Consider the following 22,671-nt stretch of genomic DNA (forward strand, 5'->3'; position numbering starts at 1 on the left):
AGGGAATATAAAATAAATTCCACACAATTGATGATAGTCTGCCATCCGGCAGACTATCGATTATTTCATGAAAAATATTGGAGAAGAGCTTCGACAATGCGCTTGGATGCATGTCCATCTCCATAAGGATTAGAAGCCTTAGACATTTTTTTATATTCTTCCTCATCTGTTAATAGCTGTTTAGTCAACTTGTAAATGACTTCTTCTTCTATACCTGCAAGCTTTAATGTCCCTGCTTCGATTCCTTCAGGTCTTTCTGTCGTATCCCGCAAAACAAGCACGGGCTTTCCTAATGAAGGAGCTTCTTCCTGCACTCCTCCTGAATCGGTTAAAATCAAATATGATTTTGAAGCGAAGTTGTGGAAATCGATGACTTCCAAAGGTTCAATTAAATGAACGCGATCAAGGCTTCCCAAGATTTGCTCTGCTGTTTCCCTGACAACTGGATTTAAATGGACGGGGTACACAACTTGAACGTCATCATGCTCTTCAACAATTCTTTTGATAGCCCGAAACATATTTTCCATAGGTTTACCTATGTTTTCTCTTCGGTGAGCGGTCAAAAGGATCATCCGGTCATCACCTAGCTGATCAAGTACTTCATGATGATAATCATCCCGGACAGTCGTTTTTAAGGCATCTATCGCAGTGTTTCCCGTCACATAGATTTGTTCAGGATCTTTGTTTTCCTCTAAAAGGTTTTGTTTAGACTTTTCTGTAGGCGCAAAATGCAAATCTGCAATGACGCCCGTAATCTGACGGTTGATTTCTTCAGGAAAAGGAGAGTACTTATTTCTGGTTCTCAGTCCTGCCTCTACATGTCCTACAGAGATTTGATTATAAAACGCAGCAAGGCTGCCGACAAAAGTAGTTGTTGTATCTCCGTGTACAAGAACAATATCAGGTTTTTCCTCAATTAATAATTCATTTAATTTTGACAGTGCCCGCGTGGTGATATCTGCTAATGTCTGCCGGTCCTTCATAATATTCAGATCAAAGTCCGGCTGAATACCAAAAGCATTCAGAACCTGGTCAAGCATCTGCCTATGTTGTGCCGTAACGGTGACCAAAGATTCGATATGATCAGGATATTTTTTAAGTTCAAGGACAAGAGGAGCCATTTTAATCGCCTCCGGACGAGTCCCGAATATGGTCATAACTTTTATTTTTTTCAATGCTTTACCTCCGCTTGTCATTGTATCTTAAAGAGCTATTCAATCTCACAGCAGCTGGCTGAAAAATGAATTAGGAGCATTAACGATTAAGCCAAGACCGTTTCTTTTTGAACGGATTCATGCAGACTTCCAAAATTGATATATTTAAAATCGTTTGAACGGTTTTTCACGATGTTCTTTGTATCAAATATTTGCTTAGTCGACATGTTTGATAGCTGAGCCCAGTTTAATTCTTTAAATTCATTATGATCGGCTAAAATTAAAATTAAATCAGACTCTTCCACGGCTTCTTCAATATCGTTTATTACAAAGTCTTTTTTTACATGTGGATCATATGCCCTTACTTCATATCTTCCCTGTTCTTTTAATATTTCATAGATTTCCATCGCAGGGCTTTCTCTTATATCATCCACATTCCCTTTATATGTAAGGCCAAATACAGTGATCGTTTTTCCATTTGTTTTCTCTAATAACGCATTTACGTTGTCCGCCACATAATACGGCATTGATGTATTAATGGAACGGGAAAGGTCGATCAGCTTAGCAGTTTCAGGCGCTTTGGCCACGATAAAGTACGGATCGACTGCTAAACAATGTCCGCCTACACCCGGTCCAGGCTGATGTAAATTGACTCTGGGGTGTTTATTGGCCATTTCAATGACATCAAGGGCATCGATTTCAAGTTCATTGCACACTTTTGCAAGTTCATTTGCCAAAGCGATATTTACATCTCTAAACGTGTTTTCCATCAACTTTGACATTTCCGCCGTTTTAGCATTTGTTTTAATCATTTCACCTTTGACAAATGCGCTGTAAACTCTTGCTCCCGCTTCCGTGCAGGCCGGAGTAATTCCACCCACAATACGATTATTATATACCAATTCGTGAAGAATCTGACCAGGAAGTACCCTTTCAGGACAGTGAACTAAGTACACATCTTCGCCGATGACGAAGCCTGCTTCCTCCACAAGAGGTTTTACATAGTCATCCATGCTTCTCGGTCCGATCGTTGATTCAACAATAATGACATTTCCTTTTTTAATAAAAGGAAGAATCGTCTTAACCGCGTCAAGCACATATGTTAAATCACAGGATTTATGTTCATCATTTCGATTGGGGGTCGGCACAGAGATAATAAACGCGTTGGCTTCTTCCGGCTCTAAAGAGGCCCTAAAATTGCCTGCTTGAACCACTTCATTCAAGGCTTCCTGAAGCCCCGGCTCTTCAATATGGATGATGCCAGCATTCAAAGAATCGATTACTTCCTGCTTCACATCAACACCTACGACTTCAACATTGTGCTTTGCGAACATAATAGATGTGGGCAGTCCGATATAACCAAGACCTATGGTGCAGATTTTCATATTTTATACGCTCCTTTTCGCAAATAATTCATTGGCTCTAGTGAATAATACCTATTCGCACATCAAATGATCCGTATTAAATTTACTATAAACTGTTAAAAAAGCGGTTTTCTCTTGCTCCCAGTTATATAAATCTCTTGCTCTTAGACTGTTTTTACTTAACTCTTCTCTTAAACCAGGGTCGCTCAACAGCTTGTTAACCCCTTCAGCAATAGAATCCGAGTCATGGGAATCTACTATTACACCGGTTCCCTCCCCCTCTACCACCCTCTTGATTTCAGGAAAGTTACAAGCGACAACCGGAACTCCGGCCATCATATACTCGAATAGCTTGTTAGAAGATGCAGAATAGTGATTAAAACAAACATTATTTAAAACTTGAAAGCCTAAATATGCATTTCGTGTATATTTAGGAAGGTCAGCCAATGGAACTTTGGGCAGAAATTTCACTCTGTCTCCGATACCCAATTCCCCAACCATTTTTTCTAAATCAGGCTTTATTCGGCCGTCTCCAATGAACACAAGGGTTCCTTCATTAAACTTCGGGGCCGCTTTAACAAGGTTTTCAAGCCCTCTCCCCGTTTGTATGCCTCCCTGATACAACAGTATTTTTTCATTTTCGGAGAGGTTCAATAATTTGCGGAGGTCCACTTTTTCAATAGACTCTGTTTGCTTAAATGGATAGTTATGAACGACATACGGATAAAAACCGTAAAGCTCCTCATTATACTTCGCTCTTGTATGGTTTTCGACAATCATGGCATCTATTTTTTTAATCAAAAAAGCTTCCATTTTTCCGTAAAAGCTGCTGTCATATCCTGTTCTGCTTGTCTGAACTTCATGAGAATCATAAATCAGCTTTTTTTTCTTTAGGCGGAACTTTGAACAAATGTAGCCTTGCGGAAGCGTATTTAAATCATTTGAATGATATATATCATATTTTTTATTTACACCTTTTAAAATCATTCTTAAGATGATACTTCCTCTAACAATAGCTGTGTTAAGTTTCGTTTTGAGAACAACAAAAGCAAAAAAAGTACAAAGGATGACAGGAATCGGCAGAAAATAAATCCCTAACAACCATAAAAGACAAGCCAAGAGCAGCAGAGGTTTGGATTGCCTTAAGCTTTTGTAGACTTTTTGTAGAAACATCATGCTATCAGGGTATCTTTTTACACGGTGAACCCGAAAATGTTGATTGTATTCTTCAAAGGTTTTAAGATCAGGGTTTTTCGGATCGTCTATACAAATCAAGTCTACATCGTAGATATCTTCAGACAAAGCCGTACATTCTCTCATCACCCTAGCGTCATTTGTGAAATGATTCCAGACAAACATACAAACTTTCGTTCTCATCATCATAATCAACCTTTGGCAAGTTTATCTATCAAATTTGTTAACTTGTTAATATTATTTTCCCACAAGAAATTTTTTTCGATAAATTTCCCGCAATTCGACTTCATCACCCGCAACAGTTCAGGGTTATGATGAAGCTTTAAAATATAATCTACCATTTCATCTACTGATTGACTGTTTGTTACAAAACCGATTTTTTCATTCTCAATCATGTTTTTAGGATAACCTGATAATGAAGCCACAACAGGAAGTCTGCATGTTAAATAGTCAATAATTTTTCCAGGCAAAACGGTTTCAAACACATTGGAATTATTTAATGTGGCTATTCCGACATCACAGAGAGCCATCCGATTTAAACAGTCTTGCCTCCCCATCGGTTTTAAAAGATTTACATTTTTAAGATCATGGCGATGAACAAAGTCCGCAAAGTTCTGCTTGTGAACCCCATAGCTGATAACGGTTAAAGAAATATTATGAAGATCAAGTTTTTCAGCAAGCTGCTTCAAGATTGTGACATCTTGAGCTAGACCGATATTGCCTGCATACACCACGTGAAATTTAAGAGTGTCTTGACGCCCCTCCCTTAACACCATCTCATTTTTTCTAGCCGCATTCGGAAGAAACATCAATTTTTTCATTAAATCCTCTGATTTTTTTTTAAAATGATTTCTAAATCCTTCACTGTTGATGATGATATGATCTGCCTTCCTATATAAAGCAGACTCCATTTTTTCAAAAAGCCAAATGACCCAAGAATGATGAAATACACCCACACCTTTTAAGGATTCTGGCCATAAATCCCTAATATCCAGCAGCAGTTTCGCCTTATAACGGTATTTCGCCACTAGTCCGACAAAAGCTACAAAAATAGGCGGAGAAGTAACAAACACAATGTCATATTTATTTTTATCCTTTGTGACATAAAAAAACATCTTCAACATAATCTCCAGATAATAGAAAAGACGGCTGAAAAGGCTGGAAGAATATCGTTTGTTTTGTACCGACAATCGAGTAATGTTTTGATCCGAATCGATCTCTTGTTCATTCCAAAAACAGTCTTGAGAATAAATTTCTCTGGAAGGATAGGTCGGCTCAGTAGTTAAAACTTCTACATGATATCCTTTTTGTTTAAGCATGAGGAACATGTTCTTCATACGGTTACCCGCACTGCCGATTTCAGGATAAAAATTCTGTGTAATCATTAAAATTTTAACTTTCAAATAAAACTCCCCGCACTTCCACAAAAAATTAAATATAAATTTTTATTTTTAAATCGATTATCAACCACCTAAAAAATAACAAATGTATGGTAGACATACCAAATGAAGCAGATTCATATAATTTTGTAAGTCTATCTAGATTATAATATTTACAAAACGACAATTGCAACGGGGTTTTACGAATTTCGACATAATTCTCATTTGCTTTTTTAGGAAAATGGATGTACAAAACCGAAAAATAAATAGGAAGCAAGTCCCTGCTTCCTATAGGTCACCGATACACCGGCACATCATAATACAGCGTATATTGATCAAGCAATGTATACAGACTGTACATTCTTCCGACTTGCTTGGCGGCCCAGCCGACATCAGTCGCATACTGATGGAGGGCGTTTGGCGACCATCTCATTTTATAGAGCGTGTCTTGGTTGTAGGTCTGGTTGTGAATGTATTTTTCGCCGATAAATTTGGCTCCGCCCACAATGGCGGCTTCTGGTGTGAACCAGCCTTGTTCATAGGCGTATTTTGCACCGTAGTAGAGCGGGTTGCTGTCATATGCTCCGACTCCGTACATATTGTAAACCGTTTTGCCGTTGAAGCTCGTTCCTCTTGCCAATGCCGAGGTGCCGTTCCCTGTTTCGAGAAGGGAGTGGGATATGAGATAGAGTTCGTTGATGCTGTATTTTCTCGCGGCATCTATAAATGCCTGGCCCTTTCCGGTCAAAATCCCTTTGTTATAAAGGATTTTCGCATTGACTTCCGCGGCATTCAAACCGGCCGTTTTTGATAGCTTTAAAAATTGAAAATATGATGAACTGTCTTGTGTGAACTTTTCAGGGTTGACATATTTCTCGACTTCTTCTCTGCTGGCATTTCTCCAGTTCATTCTGATCTTCGCCCAGCCCGACTCATGGGAGATGATGTTGACCTTATCGCCCTTTTTCAGCTGGCCGATGATATTTCCGCCCGCCGCACGGGGGCTTGATCTGACGTTCAGGACATCCGCTGTTACGGTTTGATTTGCCGTATTGATATAGGTTAAAGAAACATATGCCGCAGCATCGGTTTGCGGGCTGGCCTTCATCTGTTTGTCAATCATCTGGTTCAGCGTGATCCCGTAGTCGGTCGTCATGATTTGCGGGCCGTCTTTGATTTTCATGATATTGACCGGCCATCCGTAGTTCTTTTTGATCACATTGGCAGCCGCTTCGGCGCGGTCTTTTCCTGTGAATTGTTCGTTTATCACCACTGTGTACAGGCTGGTCGTTTTTGTGCGATAAGAAACACTGATATGGTGTTTCCCGAAAAACGCCACGCCCTTATCAAGACTTGATTTGCTTGAAACTGGGGCTGATGTGATCTTGTATTGCCTGTAGCCGTATTTCCCGGTCGGCTGAACTGTACCCGCGATCTTCTGTTTGCTGTAGAACTTGAGGGCTTTGGCCAGCTTTTCCTGGCCGATCACCGCTTCAGACGTCAGTTTGTATTGGCTGTGTAATTGTCCTGTTTTTTGTGCGGCCGCTTTGATGCCGTTTGTTTGGAAGAAGCGGAGCGCTTTTGTGATGTTTCCCTGGTCGAAAACAGCTTCAGATGCCAGTCTGTATTGGCTGTATATTTTCTTTCCCGTTTGGGCCGCTGTTCCCGGGGCCCCATTTTTGCTGTAGAACTGAAGCGCCTTTGTGATCTGGCTTTGCGCTGCTGTTTCAGCGGAGACAATCCGGTAGCGGCTGCTTGTTGTGCTTCCTTTCTTTTGCACAGACGACGCCTTCACCTTTTTGCTTTTAAAAAAATTGACTCCTACGGCCGCTTTATTTTGATTTGCAGTCTGGGAAGAGACAATCCGGAAGGCCGTTTGCTTTTTCCCCGCCTTTGAGGACGTATAGCGCCATGTTTTCTTTTTGAAAAAAGCGCTGACTTTGCTCAATTTTTGACTGTCAAGATTCTTCATGTTGACGACCCAGTACCGCGTTTTTTTCACTCTTTCAACGCTTGAGGAAACACCCGCAGCTTTTTTAATCTGAGCGGCGGCGTTTTGAGCGGTTTTTTCATCGCTGAAGTATCCTGATACTGCATTGTACAGCTGTTCAGGGCGACCTGCCGCTTCATAGGCGCCTTTGATCTTCACCTGATTTTCAAACTGTTTCAGCAGGTTTTTGGCGTTTGTCTCCCCCTGTATGGCGCCTGTTATGACTTGATATTGCGCTTCCTGTTTTTTGACAAGCTCAAGCGATCCTTTCAAACCGGTTTCTTTTTTGAATTGCGGGAGCAGGCGTTTCGCTTTGCTTTCTCCCTCTATTTCCCCGGAGATCAGCTTTACCGTGCCCTGTCCCGCTCCGTATGGGCCGTAGGTTCCTTGTAGGCCCGTCTCTTTTTCAAAGCGCGCCAGCAGGGCTTTTGCTTGTTGTTCTCCTTTTACTGGATCAGAGATGACCTTAACATAAGATTCCTGTTTCCCCGTTTTCACGTAGGACGCTTGCAAACCGGTTTCTTTTTTGAATTGGAGAGCGAGTTCTTTCGCTTTCGCTTCTCCCGGAAATTCTTTTGAGACGGCTTTTGCTAAAGGCTCCCGCTTGCCAATGGGGGCGTATGTTCCTTTCAGGCCGGTTTCTTTTCCGAATTGAAGAAGCAGGCTTTTGGTTTTGTTTTCCCCATCAATGCCGCCCGTTGCCAGTTCATATGTCGTGCCGTTTCTTCCCGATGTTTGAACATCAGCTTTCCACCCCGTATCTTTTTTTAGGCGTTCGGCTGCTTTTTCAGCTTCGGTTTGGCTGCTGAACTCTTTCGTCGTTTCAATCTTGTATACGGACGTATCCGTATATGCTGCAAATGCAGGGCTCGCTGTAAAAGCCGCCTGGATGAAAAGCAGGCCCGCAGCGAAAAAAGTGGCTTTCCTGATGTACTTGTTCACGTTTTTGTTTCCCCCCACCCGAGTCTCTTTTCTTATGAAACTCGCTTTCTCTTTTTATCGTCACCTTGCATATAATGTTTCATAATAAAAAAAGCCTAACGGCCCCTTTTTAGGTCGTCAGGCTTTTTTTATATATGTGAAACGATCAGCTCGCATGTCCCGTCAATGGTAAAATCGCCGGTTTCCGCCGGCAGGATCAAATTCGTCCCTGTTTGGATATGGTATACATCGCCTCCCTGCATCAGTTCCGCTTCACCTTTAATGACGCTGCAGAGCAGGAAAGGCTGGTCCTGGGTCATTTCGGCGCGGCCGTCGACATCCCACTTGTATACTGAAAAATACTCTGCTTCCACAAATGTTTTAATCGTGATCCCTTTATTCGTTTCCGTTGATTCATCAGTATATCCGTCAACATGCGGGACGGTGGTGACATGGATGGCCTGTTCGAGATGAAGCTCGCGCTTTTCGCCATTTTGATCTGTCCGGTCATAGTCATATACACGGTATGTCGTATCAGAGCTTTGTTGGGTTTCAAGCACAAGTGTGCCTTCGCAAAGAGCGTGGATTGTACCGCTTGGCACATAATAAAAGTCGCCCGGTTTGATCTTGATCCGCCTCAACAGGTTTTCCCAATCCCCGCTGTTGATCATCGTGACAAGCTCCGTCCGCGTCCTTGCCATGTGTCCGTATACAATTTCGGCATCCTCTTTGCAATCGATGATATACCAGCATTCCGTCTTGCCAAGTTCACCGTTTTCATGTTCACCGGCATAATAGTCGTCCGGATGAACCTGGACAGATAAATCTTTGTTGGCATCAAGAATTTTCGTCAGCAGCGGAAAACGGTCCCCTTCCGTCCCGCCGAACAGTTCGCGATGCTCGTCCCAAAGCTGGGCAAGCGTTTTTCCTCGATAAGGCCCTCCGGCCACTACATTCGGTCCGTTCGGGTGGGCGGATATGGCCCAGCACTCACCTGTCAGGTCAGAGGGGATATCATAGCCGAATCGATCTCTTAAAGCGGTCCCTCCCCATATTCTTTCTTTGAATTGAGGCTGTAGAAATATCGGTGATTGCGTCATGCAGCCATCTCCTCCCTTTGTCGTCTCTTATACAACCAGGCAAAACACAGAAATAAAACGCTTTCTTTTTCATTTTACTTCTATACCTTTTCATATTTATTATGACGCTATATGGCAGGAAGTCAATCCCGGGCGCCCTATGTGTTTACCAAAAACAAGAAGAAGCCCGCGGGCTTCTTCTTCATGTCAGTTTGATGATTCTTTGATTTGAGCTTCCCCTGTAGAGCAATGTCAGATCCCTTTTATTGAGTTCAAACGGACCGTCCACCAATACATCGCAATATTCCAGCAGGGCGCTGTGTTTGTCATTGTTTAAAATCTGTTCATACGTATATCCGCTGTACAGCCATATATCCTTTTCAGAATCCTGCTTAATCCTCTTGGAGAGTTCAATCAGTTCACCGGTATGCAGGAGCGGCTCTCCTCCGGAATAGGTTACATTTGTCAGGGGATTCTTCATGATTTCCTCATAGACTTCATCAATGCTCATGTCAAAGCCGTTATTGATGTTCCAGCTCTGTTTGTTGTGGCAGCCTTCGCACATATGCGGGCAGCCCGCCAAAAAAACAACGGTTCTCAAACCTTCTCCGTCTACTATGCTGTCATGGATTATATTCATCACTTTCATTGGTGCTTCACTCTGTCCTTTTCTTCTTGTCTTTTAGCGGAATTCCATTTCGACATGTCACCGACCAAATATCCGGTAATCCGTCTGATTCGTTCAATTAAAGCTTCATCGCTGTTTTTGCATTGCGGGCATTCGTTATCAATAATGCCGGTGAATCCGCACGCTTTGCAATGATCGACCGGATGATTGATAGAGGCGTAGCCCATGCCTTCCCTGCGCATGGCATTAACGATTGTATCCATCGCTTGTATGTTTTTCTTCGGATCCCCGTCAAGCTCGATATAGCTGATGTGTCCGCCGTTGCACATCATGTGGAAGGGCGCTTCTTTTCTGATCTTTTCTATCGCCGTCAGCTTATAATGGACGGGAATATGAAACGAGTTCGTATAATAAATCCGATCCGTGACATTTTTGATAGCGCCGAATTGGATTCTGTCTTTTTTGACGAACTTTCCTGACAACCCTTCGGCAGGGGTGGCGATCAATGAAAAATTGAGCTTGTGTTTTTCCGTAGCTTCATCTGCCTTGTCCCGCATAAATTGGACGATTCGTTTACCCAATTCAAAGGCCTCATCGCTTTCTCCGTGATGTTTTCCCGTCAAAGCGGTCAAGGCTTCAGCCAATCCGATAAAGCCGATGCTCAAGGTGCCGTGCTTGAGCACGTCTTCAAGCGTGTCATCAGGACCCAATTGCTCGCTTCCGTGCCAGATTCCTTGGGAATATAAAAATTTAAAGTCTTTCGCTCTTTTTTTGCATTGAAAAGCGTACCTTTCCAACAGCTGCTGAATGGTTAAATCAATATAATGGCTTAACGATGTGAAAAACTGTTCAGTGTTTTCGCTCAGCAGGGCGATTTTCACAATGTTGATTGAGGTAAAAGATAAATTTCCCCTGCCGATGCTGTTTTCTTTCCCATTTATGTTGGACATCACGCGGGTTCTGCATCCCATATAGGCAATTTCGCTTTCAGGCGTTCCATCATAAAATGGCTTGTTCACGGGTGAATCGATAAAGCTAAAGTTGGGAAACAGCCTTTCGGCGCTTGTTTCTAATGCCAGCTGATATAAGTCGTAGTTTTGATCCGTCTTGTGGACATTGACCCCTTCTTTCATCTTAAAAATTTGAATCGGAAAGATGGGTGTTTCTCCCTTGCCTAAACCGGCTTTTGTCGCCTTGAGAATGTTTTTGATCAGCATCCGGCCTTCCCTTGATGTGTCAGTTCCGTAATTAATGGAGACGAAGGGAACTTGTCCGCCTCCTCTGGAATGCATGCTGTTGGCATTATGTATGAATGCTTCACAGGCTTGATAAGTGGTATTGTCGGTCTCTTGCCAAGCTTTTTCAGCTATTTCTTCTTCAGTTAATGTTGTCGGATATTCTTTGATCCTCTTCACGTGTTTTTCAAATGTTTTGCGGACGTAAGGGGCAAGGTCGTAGTCAAACATCGGAAATGACTGGCCCCCGTGCTGCATGTTTTGATTGGACTGGAAAATAATCGACGCTAAAGACAGCGCGCTCATGATGTCTTTCGGTTCTCTGAGGGACCCGTGTCCTGTGTGAAATCCATCCTGCAGCAGCTGCCCCAAAGGAATCTGACAGCAGGTTGTTGTACCGCTGGCCATAAAATCCAGATCGTGCGGGTATAGAAAATTGTCATCGACCGCTTTTTTAATTTCCGGCGACATTAAATAATGAAGCGCATAATGTCTCGCGCTCTCAGATGCAAACCGGCTCATTTGCCCCATCGGCGAACGTCCGTCTACATTTGCGTTTTCCTGCATTATATCGTGGTTTCCATATCCTACAATGTCGTGAAATGTCTCTGTTAATTGCAGTAATCCCTGCTCTTTAACGCCAGGTTTCATCCTTAACTCTCCTATCAATGGCATATATTGTGTTTTCATTTTTTAAAAAACACTACATATTGATATTAGCACAGTTTTTATTCTATAATTTTAGCAATTTCGTGACTTTCTCGGAAAAGGCATCATAAAAAGCGCCGCAGAATGGAATATTCCGCGGCGCCTATAGCCTTCATTTATTTATAGTCTATGGTGATCTGTTTTGGAGGTTTCCTATGTTTGACCCGTTTTTCTATCCAAATGGTTGCAAGCGGCGTCAGAAGCGAGGTGACGATGACGCTAGTTGCGATGATGGCCGTAGCCGACTCAGCCACCGGGGCAAACACCGGGTTTGCATCCGCCAGTGCATATGGAACGGCTACCGCCGCGCCGGCCGTAGATGATGCCGCCACTCCGGCCACACCGTCCCCCCTCGCAATCAGACGATCGAGCAAGTATAAAGAGGCTCCCGACAGAATGACGACCGACACACCGACAAAAATCCCTAAAAGGCCGGATTTGACGAGCATTCTAAAATCGAGCGTATTCCCTAATGAAAATGCGAAAAACGGAATGATCGCCGGGACGACTTTACTGAATAAGTCACGCAGTTCATGGTCAAGATTTCCGAGTATGCAGCCGAGCAAAAACGGAATGACGGTTGCAGCGAGCGTCTCCCACGGAAATGCCGCCAATCCTGTCACACCAAACGTCACCATAGTCATAAACGGCCCGGACTCCGTACTGATAAAAGCGAAAGCCCCTGCGTCTTCCTTCCGTCCCATATGGTTCATCAATGCCAAATAGAGTCCGCCGTTCGTTTCATTCAAGACCGCTACAATGGCAAGAACGGACAAGCCCGCAAAAAATCCCGATTGAATTCCTTCGTCAGGAATAAACTGTGAAGCGATCAAGCCCAATAAAGCAGCAAAGCCTACTTTTCCAATCAGCAGTGTCAAGCCTTTTCTGGCGATATAGCCTGAAGAGCGAAAATCGATGGTGGCCCCAACACAAAAAATAAATACCCCTAAAATCGGCAGCGTTCCTGTAATCAAGGCTCCTGTAAATCCACCAAAAAAGTCGGCCGTTCCGGGAGCAAACGTATTCAGCGCCGCTCCCAAAAACAGCGGAATAATCATCATGCCCCCAGGCACACGTTCAATCGTTGCTTTAATTTTCATCATTTTTTCTCCCATCTCAGTTAATGACAAAACAAAGCTATTGATCTGAAAAGCCTAAAATCGTGACGATGCTGCGGCATGCTTTATTTTTGTTTACATCCGTCTTTGGAAAATCCGCTGAAGGTCTTCTGCCGACACTTTATCAAGCTGGCTTCCCACTCCTACGGCCAGCGCTCCGGCGTCAAGCCATTTTTCCACATCGCCGGGATGAATTCCCCCGGTCGGAATAAAGCGGATGTCCGGGAATGGACCCGCCAAATTTTTCATATAGGAAATGCCTGATGTTCCGCCTGGAAATAATTTAAGAATGCGAAACCCCTTTGACACCGCTTCCATAATTTCGCTCGGCGTTATGACACCCGGAATAAAAAATGCATCCAATGATGCGGCTTCATCAGCCAGCTCCCCTGAAAACCCGGGGCTGACGATAAATTTCGCCCCCGCATCGGCGGCTTCCCGCGCCTGCAGACCCTCGGTGACCGTACCCGCGCCGACAAGAAGACCGTCCATCTTCGCGAATTTTGCAATCAACTCAGACGCTCCAGGAGTGGTGTAAGTGATTTCAATCGCGGTGATTCCTTTATCGATGAGACGATGAATGGCATCATCCGCCGCCTCCATGCCTTTGGCGCGGACGACTGCGATCAGGCCGGCGTTTGCAAGCTGTTCCTGTGTTTTTTCGATCATGGACATTTCCATCATAGTGAACCTCCTATTTTTTGATTTTCCATCACTCTTAAAAACTCTGTTAATTTTTCTCTTGACGGAAGGCCGTCCATATCCCCCGGAGCCATGACCGCCAGTGCTCCGATGGCATTCGCTCTCTGCACCGCTTCCTCCAGCGGCAGCCGGTCCAAAAGCCCGCTGATGATGCCGACAGCAAAGCCATCACCCGCTCCAACGGTGTCGACCACTCTATCAACCGCATATCCCGGTATATAGCCGGTTTTTTCCGCCGTCCGGAAGTAGGCTCCTTCTTTTCCCAGTTTGACGACGATTAGCCCGACTCCCCTGTTTAAATAAAATTCCGCAATGTCTTCAGGTGCGTCCAGGCCGGTCAAGAGCTTCCCCTCGTTGATTCCCGGAAGAAACCAATCAGCCCGGGCTGCGATCTCGTTGATCGTGTGTATCATTGTCTGCTCGTCAGGCCAAAGCTGGAAACGTAGATTCGGATCAAACGAAATGGTTTTCCCCTGTTTTTTCATGTGGTCGACGGCATGATGCACAAATTCTTTCATGTTTTTTGATAATGCGGGCGGTATGCCTGTCATGTGCATATGCTTCGCCTGCTTGAAATAATCCCCCGGGTAGTCGTGTACGCCCATTGTGCTGGCGGCGGATCCTTTTCGATAATATGTTACATCAGGATCTCCGCTTTCCACCTTTGATTTGAGCAATATTCCCGTTTGTCTTCCTGCCGTGCGTTTGACTTCAGAAATATCCACCCGTTCTTTTTTCAGTTCATTTAAGATAAAGGTTCCGAGCGAATCATCGCCGACCTTGCTCATCCAGCCCACCCGAAAACCTAAACGGGCCAGCCCGACGGCGACATTTGTCTCGGCTCCGGCAAGCGCCTTGGAAAACGAAGAAGCTTCATGAAGCTCCCCCGCTTCGTTTGCATAGAACATCGTCATGGATTCACCGAACGTGATGATGTCGAGTGTCATTCTTCCACTCCTCCTTCGAAAAATGGTACCGGTTTCAAAAATATTGCCAGAAAAACACTCTCCCCCAGATTACGGGCGGCATGAGTGCTCTTTTTGATGATGAGATTCAGCTATAGTGAAGACCTAAGGATCAATTCCGCCTCAAGCTGGATAGTTTGCGGAGCGCTGTCATCTCCTTCAAGGCGTTTGATAATCCTTTCCATTGCAACTCTGCCCATTTCGTGCGACGGCTGGGCAATGGTTGTAATCCCCGGACCGATTAATTTATACCATTCGGTGTCGTCAAATCCCGCAATTCCGACATCCTCCGGAATCGCTGCGCCCATCTCATAAAGGCAGCTGATGATTTTCAGCATCAGGAGCCCGTTGTTCCCAAGTATGGCTTTTTTGCCTTGATCATCACCGGATGCCAAAAAGCTTTTGACAGCCTGCATGAGAGCCGCTTTATCTTTCACATCGACTTCATATATCTGGGGAATGCGGCCCGCATTGCGTTCAAGAGCGATTTCGGTGTAAGCCGAAGCCCTTTCTTCCCTCGGGCTGATCCCAGCCATCGGCTCTGTGAACAGACCGACATGGCGGTAGCCTTTGTCATACATGTAATGGACGATTTGGCTTGTGACTTCGCGGTTATTTGTCGTGACCGCATCAAGCTTCAATCCGGGCACTTTCCGGTCGACGAGCACAATGGAGACGTCCTGGCTGATCAGATCCATCAGCACATCGTTGTTTTGTCCGGTTGTATTGATAATCAGCCCCTCAATGTAATGGGCGTTCAGCTTGTGCAGCATTTCCCTTTCCTTCTCAGGGCTGTTATCCGTGTTGCAGACCATGATGCTGTACCCGTACTGATCACAAACCTCTTCGACTCCCCTCAAGGTTGCTACAGAAAACGGGTTTGTAATATCGGCTACTAAAAAACCGATGAGTTTGCTCTTTTTCACTTTCAGTCCCTGCGCCATCTGGCTGGGCCGATAATTTAGCGCCTCGATCGCTTTTTTGATGCTTTTGACTTTTTTGGGCGATATGGCATCGATTTTCCCGTTGATATACCGGGAAACCGTTGATTTTGATACGCCCGCATGTGCTGCTACTTCGTTGATGGTTACTTTTTTATCCTTCATTCAAGTACTCCTATACGCCTTAAATTTGAAACCGATCTCAAAAACTTTATACATTCAGCATACCACATCCGCAAAAGTTTGGAATGGTTTTTTTAAATTTGAAGATTTACATTGACAATCTTCAGAAAAAATCGAAAAGGCTGTTGACGATTTCCATTATCTGCTTTACAATTCATGTTTGAAACCGTTACCAAAAACTTTGCATTTTCATGCTTCATTCAAGTCAAAGCGAAAACGTCCAATCCAAGGAGGAGAAAGTATGGAAAATCGCTATTCCGTTCATCCTGAACAAGCGAAACGATTCACGACCGCAGAGCTTCGCGAACATTTTTTAATAGACTCATTGTTTGTTGAAAATCAGCTGAACATGTTTTATTCACATGAGGACAGGGTGGTAATCGGCGGAGCCGTGCCGGTGAAAGAGCCGATTAAGCTTGATGCGGGCGACTTTTTAAAAACCGATTATTTCCTTGAACGGCGCGAGGTCGGGATCGTGAATGTCGGACAGGCGGGAACCGTAAAGGTTGACGGTGAAGAGCACGTTTTAGGGCATAAGGATTTTCTGTATATCGGTCTGGGGAGCAAAGACGTTTATTTTTCAAGCTTGAATGAAGGCGCTGCCAAGTTTTATTTTATTTCCGCGACAGCCCATAAACATTATCCTGTGCAAAAAGCCGCGCTTTCCGAGCTTCCATACGACCACTTGGGGGATGAAGCGTCTTCTAATGTCCGCAACCTTTATAAAGTGATCCATGAAGACGGCATTAAAAGCTGCCAGCTCATGATGGGAATTACTTTCCTTGAGTCCAACAACACGTGGAATACAATGCCGGCCCATGTGCATGACCGCCGGATGGAGGTCTATCTCTATCTTGACCTTCACGAGGAAGAGAAAGTGTTCCATTTCATGGGTGAACCGACTGAAACGCGCCATCTCGTTGTCGGGAATGAACAGGCTGTGATTTCGCCTGCCTGGTCGATTCATTCAGGTTCCGGGACATCCAATTACTGTTTTATATGGGCGATGGCCGGCGAAAATTATACATTCAAAGACATGGATGCCGTCCCGATGAATGTCATACGGTAAGGACGTGAATCAAATGGGATATCTGGAATCATATTTTTCTCTTGAAGGAAAAACCGCTCTTGTTACAGGCCCCGGCACAGGGATCGGCCAAGGTATCGCCGAAGCCCTCGCAAAAGCGGGCGCCGATATTGTCGGCACCGCCCACACGAGCGGGCTTGATGAAACAAAACGGCTGATTGAAGGAACAGGCAAAACGTTCACTTCCTATCAACTCGACATGGGAAATCCCGATGAAGTCGAGGCTTTCACAAAAGAAGTGCTTGACCGTCATCAAATCGATATTTTGGTAAACAACGCCGGTACGATCCGCAGAGAAAAAGCGGCCGAGTTTTCCCGCGAAAACTGGGAGACCGTCATGAATGTCAATTTGAACAGCCTCTTCATCCTGACACAGGCGGTCGGCAGACACATGATTGAGAGAAGGCATGGGAAAATTATCAATATCGCTTCCCTTCTGTCGTTTCAGGGCGGAATCCTCGTTCCAGCTTATACGGCGAGCAAGCATGCCGTGGCCGGATTGACCAAGTCATTTGCCAACGAATGGGCCGCATACAATGTCCAGGTGAATGCCATCGCACCGGGATACATTACGACAAACAACACAAAACAAATCCGCGAGGACAAGAACCGGAATACCGAGATTTTAAAACGGATTCCGGCGGAGCGCTGGGGAGAGCCCGCCGACATCGCCGGCGCGGCGGTATTCCTTTCATCTCCTGCTTCAGATTATGTGAACGGACATGTTTTGGCTGTCGACGGCGGATGGCTCGCGAGATAAAGAGAATATATGAAGGCTGCCGGAACTTTGGCAGCCTTCAGGCACGTCAGATCAAAACGATGGTTTTAAGATCACCTTGATGCAGCCATCCTCATGATCGTTGAACAATTGATAGGCGCGGCCGGCTTCTTCAAGCGGAAGCCGGTGCGTAATGATTTCTTTCGGGTCAAACGCTCCCCGTTCGATTTTCCGAAAAATCTCCGGCATCAAATGGATGACGGGCGCCTGCCCCATTTTCAGCGTCACATTCCGGGCAAAAAAAGCTCCGAGCGGAAACATATTATAATTGCTTCCATAGACTCCGGTGATTTGGACAGTACCGCATTTTCTGACCGCCTTCGTTGAAATCTGAATCGGACCGAGCGTCCCGCCCTGAAGCTTTAATTTTTGCTCAAGAAACTCAAGCGGCGATTTCTTCCCATCCATTCCGACACAGTCGATGACGACATCTGCGCCGCCTTTCGTTATTTCCTTTAAGTGCTCTCCCATGTCGGGATATTCCGTAAAATCAAACACCTCCACTTTGTTCAGTGCTTTCGCTTGTTTTAAACGATAGTCCAAATAGTCAACAGCGATGACCCGTTTCGCCCCCTCCATCCAGGCGAATTTCTGCGCCATTAATCCGACCGGTCCGCAGCCGAGCACGATCACGGTATCCCCCTTTTTGACGCCCGCATGAAGCACGCTCCAATAAGCGGTGGGCAACACATCTGATAAAAATAAGAGAGATTCGTCTTCAAGCTCGCATGATTCCGGAATGACAAACGGCGTAAAGTTGCCAAACGGCACTTTCAAATATTCAGCTTGTCCGCCGGGATGGTTGCCGAACTTCTCCGAGTAGCCGAAATATCCGCCTGAATCATAATGCGGATTCGAATTGTCGCATTGGCTCTCCAGCTTGTTTTCGCAATAGTAGCAATGTCCGCAGGCGACAGTGAAGGGGATGACGACCCTGTCGCCTTTTTTCACCTTTGTCACGTCAGGACCGGTTTCTTCTACGATTCCCATCGGCTCATGGCCAAGCTGAAACCCTTTTGGAAGGGGGAAGTTCCCTTGATAAAGATGAAGATCAGAGCCGCAAATCGCCGTTGAGGTGATCCTGACGACAATATCGTCCTTTTTCTCGATCTTGGCGTCCTCCACTTGATTGACCTCAATATGCTGAGGCCCTTGAAACGTTACTGCTTTCACTTGTCCACACTCCCATTATTTTCATGTCATTTTAGTGTTGGATAAACCGGTGATCTTATTCAGATTTTAAACAAACGTTTGCTTATCGGCCCCTCCTTCAAAAAAGCTGAATCATCGAAAGGATTCGTTCATACATAAAATAAACGGATGTTCCTGCTGGGGGGTGTTGTAATGCTGCTGCAAATACTGGTCGGAGGGCTTTTTGTTTTCATTGTTTTCTTTCTGATTTTCCGCGGGATTAAATCAGGCCATTTGCCCCGCCATGACCAGGCAGGTGATGAAGATGCCGCTAAAGAGCATAAAGATGAACGATTATAAAGGAGAAATTTGTCCGGCAAAACAGAGGATAAGCTGACACCCATCCTCTGTTTTTTTCTACTGGTCAGCCGCCCGGCCGCCGGCTTTCCGTTCGCCGCCATTCTTTAACTCGTGTTCAATTTCTTCAAGGCTCTTTCCCTTGGTTTCCTTTACTTTGAAAAAGACAAACAGGAATGCAGCGATCCCGATGCCCGCATAGCAAAGGAACAAATAACTGATTCCCATCGCCTCAAGCAAAGCGGGAAAGGTGATTGTCACGATAAGATTTCCGGCGTGAAGCATTAATGTCGATACTCCTGTCCCAATCCCCCTGATGTGAAGCGGAAACAGCTCAGGAAGCATCACCCAGACGATCGGGCCCCAGCTGACCGCAAATACGACGATAAACACGCCTAAGCAAATAACCGTCGTCCATGCTGCACCAGCGGTATTGCCAAAAAAGAGATTGGTCAGGGCAAGCACGATCAGGCTGATGACCATCCCCGCATTTCCGAACAGCAGAAGCGGCTTTCGGCCGAGCCTGTCGATCATCCGGATGGCCACCAGCGTCATGAGCACGTTTACCGTTCCGATGCCGACTGTGCCCAAGATGGCGGCTGAATTTTCAAATCCCACATTCGTAAACGTTTTCGGCGCATAATAAATGATGGTATTTGTTCCGATAAATTGCTGGAGAAAGGCTAGACCAAGTCCGGCAATCAATGCCGGGCGCACCCACGGTTCAAAAAGCTCTTTCAAACCTCCATTATCCCGCTTTTCCGTTTCTTTGATCTCATGTACTTCCTGATCGACTCTGTTTCGGCCTCTCATCTTGGCCAAAACCGCTCTCGCTTTTCCATCTCTTCCATTCGCCAACAGCCAGCGCGGGCTCTCAGGCATAAAAAAGATACCGATCAGAAGAGCGGTTGACGGCACAATCGCCAAGCCGAGCATCCAGCGCCATGCACCAGCATCGCTAAAAGCGTAATTGATCAGATAAGAAACAAGAATCCCGATCGTAATCATCAGCTGATTTAATGAGGAAAGGGCGCCCCGCGACTCCTTCGGCGCAAGCTCTGAGAGATAAAGGGGAACGATCGTTGTTGAACAGCCCACCGCAAGACCGAGCACGATTCTAAAGGCCACCATATATTCCGCAGTCGGCGCCATCGCCGTACCAAGTCCGCCGATGCAATACAGCACGGCCGCCGACATGATCGTCTTCCTCCTGCCGAACCGGTCTGTCAGCTTTCCTGAAAAGCCGGACCCGAAGATCGCCCCGATTAAAATCGCACTGACAACAAGCCCTTCTGTAAAAGCATTCAAACCGAGCTCTTCTTTCATAAACAGGATCGCTCCGGAGATGACGCCGGTGTCATAACCATAGAGCATCCCCCCTAAGGCTCCAAAAAAATAAAGCCAGAGATTCGATCTTTTTTTCTGCATTAATACGTCCTCCTCTATTAAACAGGGATGCGGTTATCTGTTATGAATCTTTTACCTCATCTCTCATTCTTCAAACATCAAAGTTACTCCCATTAAAAGGAATCCGAATAAATGAAACATTTTTTTGTTTTTATCGTCCTATTATAGGTGGCGAAAAATAAATAGCAGTCCAGCCTACATCTCCCCACATAGCTGAATGCTGTCTGTTTTGTAAATTCAAAATCTTGAAATCTATATAAATTTGCACTTATTCAACAGAAATGATATGTTTCAATAAATAGAAGAGGAGCTTACACGATGTCACGATCGCAACGAACGAAAAAACGAAAGCTGAGAAAATGGGTAAAATACTCATTATTCTTGATTGTTTTGCTTATAACGGCTACAGCGGCCGCAGGCGGCTATGCCTACTTTAAAGTCGCCAGCGCATCAAAAGAGGCGCAAATCAGCCTTGCAAGGGGAAGCCAGTCCGTCAAGCGGATTCAAGAATTCAATCCGAGCAAGGATAACTTTTCGATCCTGATGATGGGGATTGACGCACGTCCGGGACAGGATATGAACAAGGAACGAAGCGACGCAATGGTCCTTGCCACATTCAACAGGAAGGACAAATCCGTAAAGCTTCTGAGCATTCCCCGGGATTCTTATGTCAACATCCCAGGGCGGGGATTTGATAAAATCACCCATGCCCATTCCCTTGGCGGCCGGGATCTAAGCGTTGAAGCCGTCGAAAATCTGCTTGATATACCGGTCGATTATGTAATTGATGCCAACTTTACGGCTTTCAGAGAAATCGTCGACGAACTCGGCGGCGTTCCGGTTACCATTAAGAACGATTATGTCGTCAAGCAAATCACAAAAGATACAAAAGGAAAAGTGAATCTAAAGACCGGTTCTCAGACGCTGAACGGTGAAGAAGCACTGGCTTACGTCAGGACGAGAAAAGCCGATACCGACTTAATGCGCGGACAGCGGCAGATGGAAGTGCTGAAAGCGGTCATCGACAAATCCAAATCGGTTACCTCCATACCGGCGTATGACGATATTCTTGACACCCTCGGAAAAAATGTTTCGATGAATCTGTCATTAAACGAAGCGATCGGACTGCTTCCATTCGTTTCTTCAATCACTTCGGTCGACACCCTTCAGCTGAAAGGGACCGATTACCAGCCCAGCAATGTCTACTATTTCAAGCTTGATGAAGAAAATCTCGCTGAAACAAAGCAAATATTAAAGCAGCAATTGGGCATGTAATATGAATAAGGATGATCTTAGATCATCCTTTTTTCTGTTTAATTTAAACACGATTTACTATTGAAAAAATTTAAATTTAGGTTTAGCCTTTTACATAACAGTTTTATATCATTTAGGGAATACTCTGGGAAAGCTGTTTTTTGCCTCTGAACACTTAAAACCGCTCTAATAGGAGGTCATATTTACATAATGAGATTAATTGCAATCGATTTGGATGGAACCCTTTTAAATACCGAAAGCAAAATTTCTGCAGAAAATCGGGCCGCCATCAAAAAGGCGCTTGTCTCGGACTGCATCGTGGCGATTTGCACGGGAAGGGCAACCTTTGACGTAAAAGCGCTTCTCAATGATTTAGACATTCCGATTATCGCCGCAAACGGGGGAACGGTTCACGATTTCAACTATAAACTGCTGAGCAGAACCTTGATGGATCGGGAAGCCGGGCAAAAAGCAGCTCAATATTTGACAGAGCATGATATTTACTTTGAAGTATATACGGATGATGCCCTTTTATCTCCATATGACGGAAAACAAAAACTCCAGGCCGAGCTTGATATCGTCACGAGCGCCAATCCGGACGAAGACAGGGAGACGCTTTGGCAGGGGGCGCTGACACAGTTTAAACAATTCGGCATTAAGCCTGTTCCCGATATTCGCGAAGTGTTTAACGGAAACGAAAATATTTATAAGCTGCTTTGCTTTTCATTTGATATGGAGAAGCTGAAAAAAGCAAAAACCGATCTGTCGGCATATACAAAACTCGGACTCACTTCGTCCGGAAAGCACATTATTGAAATTCTGCCTGCCGACTCAGGTAAAGGCAGGGCCTTGAGAGAATTTGCGAGACATTACGGAATTGAGAAAAAGGATATCTACGCAATCGGCGACAGTCCGAACGATTTATCAATGTTTGAAGAAGCGGACCATCGAATCGCGATGGGAAATGCGATCGATGAGCTAAAACATATGAGCACGTTTATCACGAAAAGCAATGATGAAAATGGTGTGGCTTATTTTATCAACAAGCTGCTTGAAAACGAGTATCAATAAAAAAGAAACCGCCTGATCACCTCAG

General features: G+C 45.0%; 19 protein-coding genes. 5 read left to right on the top strand and 14 right to left on the bottom strand.

Features of this window, described 5'->3' with window-relative positions:
• Positions 1-65: 65 nt before the first annotated feature.
• From wecB to BTR1S_RS00270, 12 genes are all read right to left on the bottom strand, one after another.
• Positions 66-1,175, bottom strand: coding sequence for a non-hydrolyzing UDP-N-acetylglucosamine 2-epimerase (gene wecB, locus BTR1S_RS00215; RefSeq protein WP_006639296.1), 1,110 nt, complete (start codon positions 1,173-1,175; stop codon positions 66-68).
• An 86-nt stretch (positions 1,176-1,261) separates the two neighbouring features.
• Positions 1,262-2,539: a nucleotide sugar dehydrogenase gene (locus BTR1S_RS00220; RefSeq protein ID WP_006639297.1), complete on the bottom strand. Its 1,278-nt coding sequence runs from the start codon at positions 2,537-2,539 to the stop codon at positions 1,262-1,264.
• Positions 2,540-2,590: 51 nt separating this feature from the next.
• Positions 2,591-3,898 (bottom strand): glycosyltransferase family 4 protein, encoded by a 1,308-nt coding sequence (locus BTR1S_RS00225; protein ID WP_029419596.1) that lies wholly within the window; start codon positions 3,896-3,898, stop codon positions 2,591-2,593.
• 5 nt (positions 3,899-3,903) lie between these two features.
• Positions 3,904-5,115, bottom strand: coding sequence for a glycosyltransferase family 4 protein (locus tag BTR1S_RS00230; RefSeq protein WP_006639299.1), 1,212 nt, complete (start codon positions 5,113-5,115; stop codon positions 3,904-3,906).
• 271 nt (positions 5,116-5,386) lie between these two features.
• Complete coding sequence (locus BTR1S_RS00235; RefSeq protein ID WP_029419597.1) at positions 5,387-8,023, bottom strand: N-acetylglucosaminidase; 2,637 nt, start codon at positions 8,021-8,023, stop codon at positions 5,387-5,389.
• 128 nt (positions 8,024-8,151) lie between these two features.
• On the bottom strand, positions 8,152-9,102 hold the full coding sequence (gene manA / locus BTR1S_RS00240; RefSeq protein ID WP_006639301.1) for a mannose-6-phosphate isomerase, class I: 951 nt from the start codon (positions 9,100-9,102) through the stop codon (positions 8,152-8,154).
• A 181-nt stretch (positions 9,103-9,283) separates the two neighbouring features.
• Positions 9,284-9,730, bottom strand: coding sequence for an anaerobic ribonucleoside-triphosphate reductase activating protein (nrdG, locus tag BTR1S_RS00245; protein WP_006639302.1), 447 nt, complete (start codon positions 9,728-9,730; stop codon positions 9,284-9,286).
• Positions 9,727-11,595 carry an anaerobic ribonucleoside triphosphate reductase gene (locus tag BTR1S_RS00250; protein WP_006639303.1) on the bottom strand — a complete coding sequence of 623 codons (1,869 nt, stop codon included), beginning with the start codon at positions 11,593-11,595 and terminating at the stop codon, positions 9,727-9,729. Before BTR1S_RS00250 ends, nrdG begins: the two co-directional genes overlap by 4 nt.
• A gap of 173 nt (positions 11,596-11,768) precedes the next feature.
• Complete coding sequence (gene kdgT, locus BTR1S_RS00255; protein ID WP_006639304.1) at positions 11,769-12,752, bottom strand: 2-keto-3-deoxygluconate transporter; 984 nt, start codon at positions 12,750-12,752, stop codon at positions 11,769-11,771.
• 93 nt (positions 12,753-12,845) lie between these two features.
• Positions 12,846-13,451: a bifunctional 4-hydroxy-2-oxoglutarate aldolase/2-dehydro-3-deoxy-phosphogluconate aldolase gene (locus BTR1S_RS00260; protein ID WP_034326708.1), complete on the bottom strand. Its 606-nt coding sequence runs from the start codon at positions 13,449-13,451 to the stop codon at positions 12,846-12,848.
• Positions 13,451-14,419 (bottom strand): sugar kinase, encoded by a 969-nt coding sequence (locus BTR1S_RS00265; RefSeq protein WP_006639306.1) that lies wholly within the window; start codon positions 14,417-14,419, stop codon positions 13,451-13,453. Before BTR1S_RS00265 ends, BTR1S_RS00260 begins: the two co-directional genes overlap by 1 nt.
• Positions 14,420-14,529: 110 nt before the next feature.
• Positions 14,530-15,543, bottom strand: a complete 1,014-nt coding sequence (locus tag BTR1S_RS00270; protein ID WP_006639307.1) for a LacI family DNA-binding transcriptional regulator — start codon at positions 15,541-15,543, stop codon at positions 14,530-14,532.
• Positions 15,544-15,802: 259 nt separating this feature from the next.
• Between BTR1S_RS00270 and kduI the strand changes: the two genes are divergently transcribed.
• Positions 15,803-16,630, top strand: coding sequence for a 5-dehydro-4-deoxy-D-glucuronate isomerase (kduI, locus tag BTR1S_RS00275; protein WP_006639308.1), 828 nt, complete (start codon positions 15,803-15,805; stop codon positions 16,628-16,630).
• A 13-nt stretch (positions 16,631-16,643) separates the two neighbouring features.
• On the top strand, positions 16,644-17,408 hold the full coding sequence (gene kduD, locus BTR1S_RS00280) for a 2-dehydro-3-deoxy-D-gluconate 5-dehydrogenase KduD (protein WP_006639309.1): 765 nt from the start codon (positions 16,644-16,646) through the stop codon (positions 17,406-17,408).
• A gap of 51 nt (positions 17,409-17,459) precedes the next feature.
• On the opposite strand, the gene BTR1S_RS00285 is transcribed toward kduD, so the two are convergent.
• Entirely contained in the window at positions 17,460-18,599 is a 1,140-nt protein-coding gene (locus tag BTR1S_RS00285; RefSeq protein ID WP_006639310.1) for a zinc-dependent alcohol dehydrogenase, read from the bottom strand.
• Between the two features lie 171 nt (positions 18,600-18,770).
• Here BTR1S_RS00285 and BTR1S_RS22345 point away from each other — a divergent pair, with 171 nt between their 5' ends.
• On the top strand, positions 18,771-18,917 hold the full coding sequence (locus BTR1S_RS22345) for a hypothetical protein (RefSeq protein ID WP_155910198.1): 147 nt from the start codon (positions 18,771-18,773) through the stop codon (positions 18,915-18,917).
• A gap of 57 nt (positions 18,918-18,974) precedes the next feature.
• Here BTR1S_RS22345 and BTR1S_RS00290 read toward each other — a convergent pair whose 3' ends face one another.
• Complete coding sequence (locus BTR1S_RS00290; RefSeq protein WP_006639311.1) at positions 18,975-20,342, bottom strand: sugar porter family MFS transporter; 1,368 nt, start codon at positions 20,340-20,342, stop codon at positions 18,975-18,977.
• 297 nt (positions 20,343-20,639) lie between these two features.
• On the opposite strand from BTR1S_RS00290, the gene BTR1S_RS00295 reads away from it, so the two are divergent.
• Positions 20,640-21,596: an LCP family protein gene (locus BTR1S_RS00295; RefSeq protein WP_006639312.1), complete on the top strand. Its 957-nt coding sequence runs from the start codon at positions 20,640-20,642 to the stop codon at positions 21,594-21,596.
• Positions 21,597-21,785: 189 nt separating this feature from the next.
• Positions 21,786-22,646, top strand: a complete 861-nt coding sequence (locus tag BTR1S_RS00300) for a Cof-type HAD-IIB family hydrolase (RefSeq protein WP_006639313.1) — start codon at positions 21,786-21,788, stop codon at positions 22,644-22,646.
• The last annotated feature ends 25 nt before the right edge of the window (positions 22,647-22,671 follow it).

Origin of the sequence: Bacillus sonorensis NBRC 101234 = KCTC 13918, assembly GCF_001592005.1 — a bacterium.
Lineage (GTDB): Bacteria > Bacillota > Bacilli > Bacillales > Bacillaceae > Bacillus > Bacillus sonorensis.

What these genes read in the sequence shown, in the direction of transcription:
- BTR1S_RS00220 (WP_006639297.1), bottom strand. Translation starts at nt 2,539, where the DNA reads ATGAAAATCTGCACCATAGGTCTTGGTTATATCGGACTGCCCACATCT.
- BTR1S_RS00225 (WP_029419596.1), bottom strand. Translation starts at nt 3,898, where the DNA reads ATGATGAGAACGAAAGTTTGTATGTTTGTCTGGAATCATTTCACAAAT.
- manA (WP_006639301.1), bottom strand. Translation starts at nt 9,102, where the DNA reads ATGACGCAATCACCGATATTTCTACAGCCTCAATTCAAAGAAAGAATA.
- nrdG (WP_006639302.1), bottom strand. Translation starts at nt 9,730, where the DNA reads ATGAAAGTGATGAATATAATCCATGACAGCATAGTAGACGGAGAAGGT.
- BTR1S_RS00250 (WP_006639303.1), bottom strand. Translation starts at nt 11,595, where the DNA reads ATGAAACCTGGCGTTAAAGAGCAGGGATTACTGCAATTAACAGAGACA.
- kdgT (WP_006639304.1), bottom strand. Translation starts at nt 12,752, where the DNA reads ATGAAAATTAAAGCAACGATTGAACGTGTGCCTGGGGGCATGATGATT.
- BTR1S_RS00260 (WP_034326708.1), bottom strand. Translation starts at nt 13,451, where the DNA reads ATGGAAATGTCCATGATCGAAAAAACACAGGAACAGCTTGCAAACGCC.
- BTR1S_RS00265 (WP_006639306.1), bottom strand. Translation starts at nt 14,419, where the DNA reads ATGACACTCGACATCATCACGTTCGGTGAATCCATGACGATGTTCTAT.
- BTR1S_RS00270 (WP_006639307.1), bottom strand. Translation starts at nt 15,543, where the DNA reads ATGAAGGATAAAAAAGTAACCATCAACGAAGTAGCAGCACATGCGGGC.
- kduI (WP_006639308.1), top strand. Translation starts at nt 15,803, where the DNA reads ATGGAAAATCGCTATTCCGTTCATCCTGAACAAGCGAAACGATTCACG.
- kduD (WP_006639309.1), top strand. Translation starts at nt 16,644, where the DNA reads ATGGGATATCTGGAATCATATTTTTCTCTTGAAGGAAAAACCGCTCTT.
- BTR1S_RS22345 (WP_155910198.1), top strand. Translation starts at nt 18,771, where the DNA reads ATGCTGCTGCAAATACTGGTCGGAGGGCTTTTTGTTTTCATTGTTTTC.
- BTR1S_RS00290 (WP_006639311.1), bottom strand. Translation starts at nt 20,342, where the DNA reads ATGCAGAAAAAAAGATCGAATCTCTGGCTTTATTTTTTTGGAGCCTTA.
- BTR1S_RS00295 (WP_006639312.1), top strand. Translation starts at nt 20,640, where the DNA reads ATGTCACGATCGCAACGAACGAAAAAACGAAAGCTGAGAAAATGGGTA.
- BTR1S_RS00300 (WP_006639313.1), top strand. Translation starts at nt 21,786, where the DNA reads ATGAGATTAATTGCAATCGATTTGGATGGAACCCTTTTAAATACCGAA.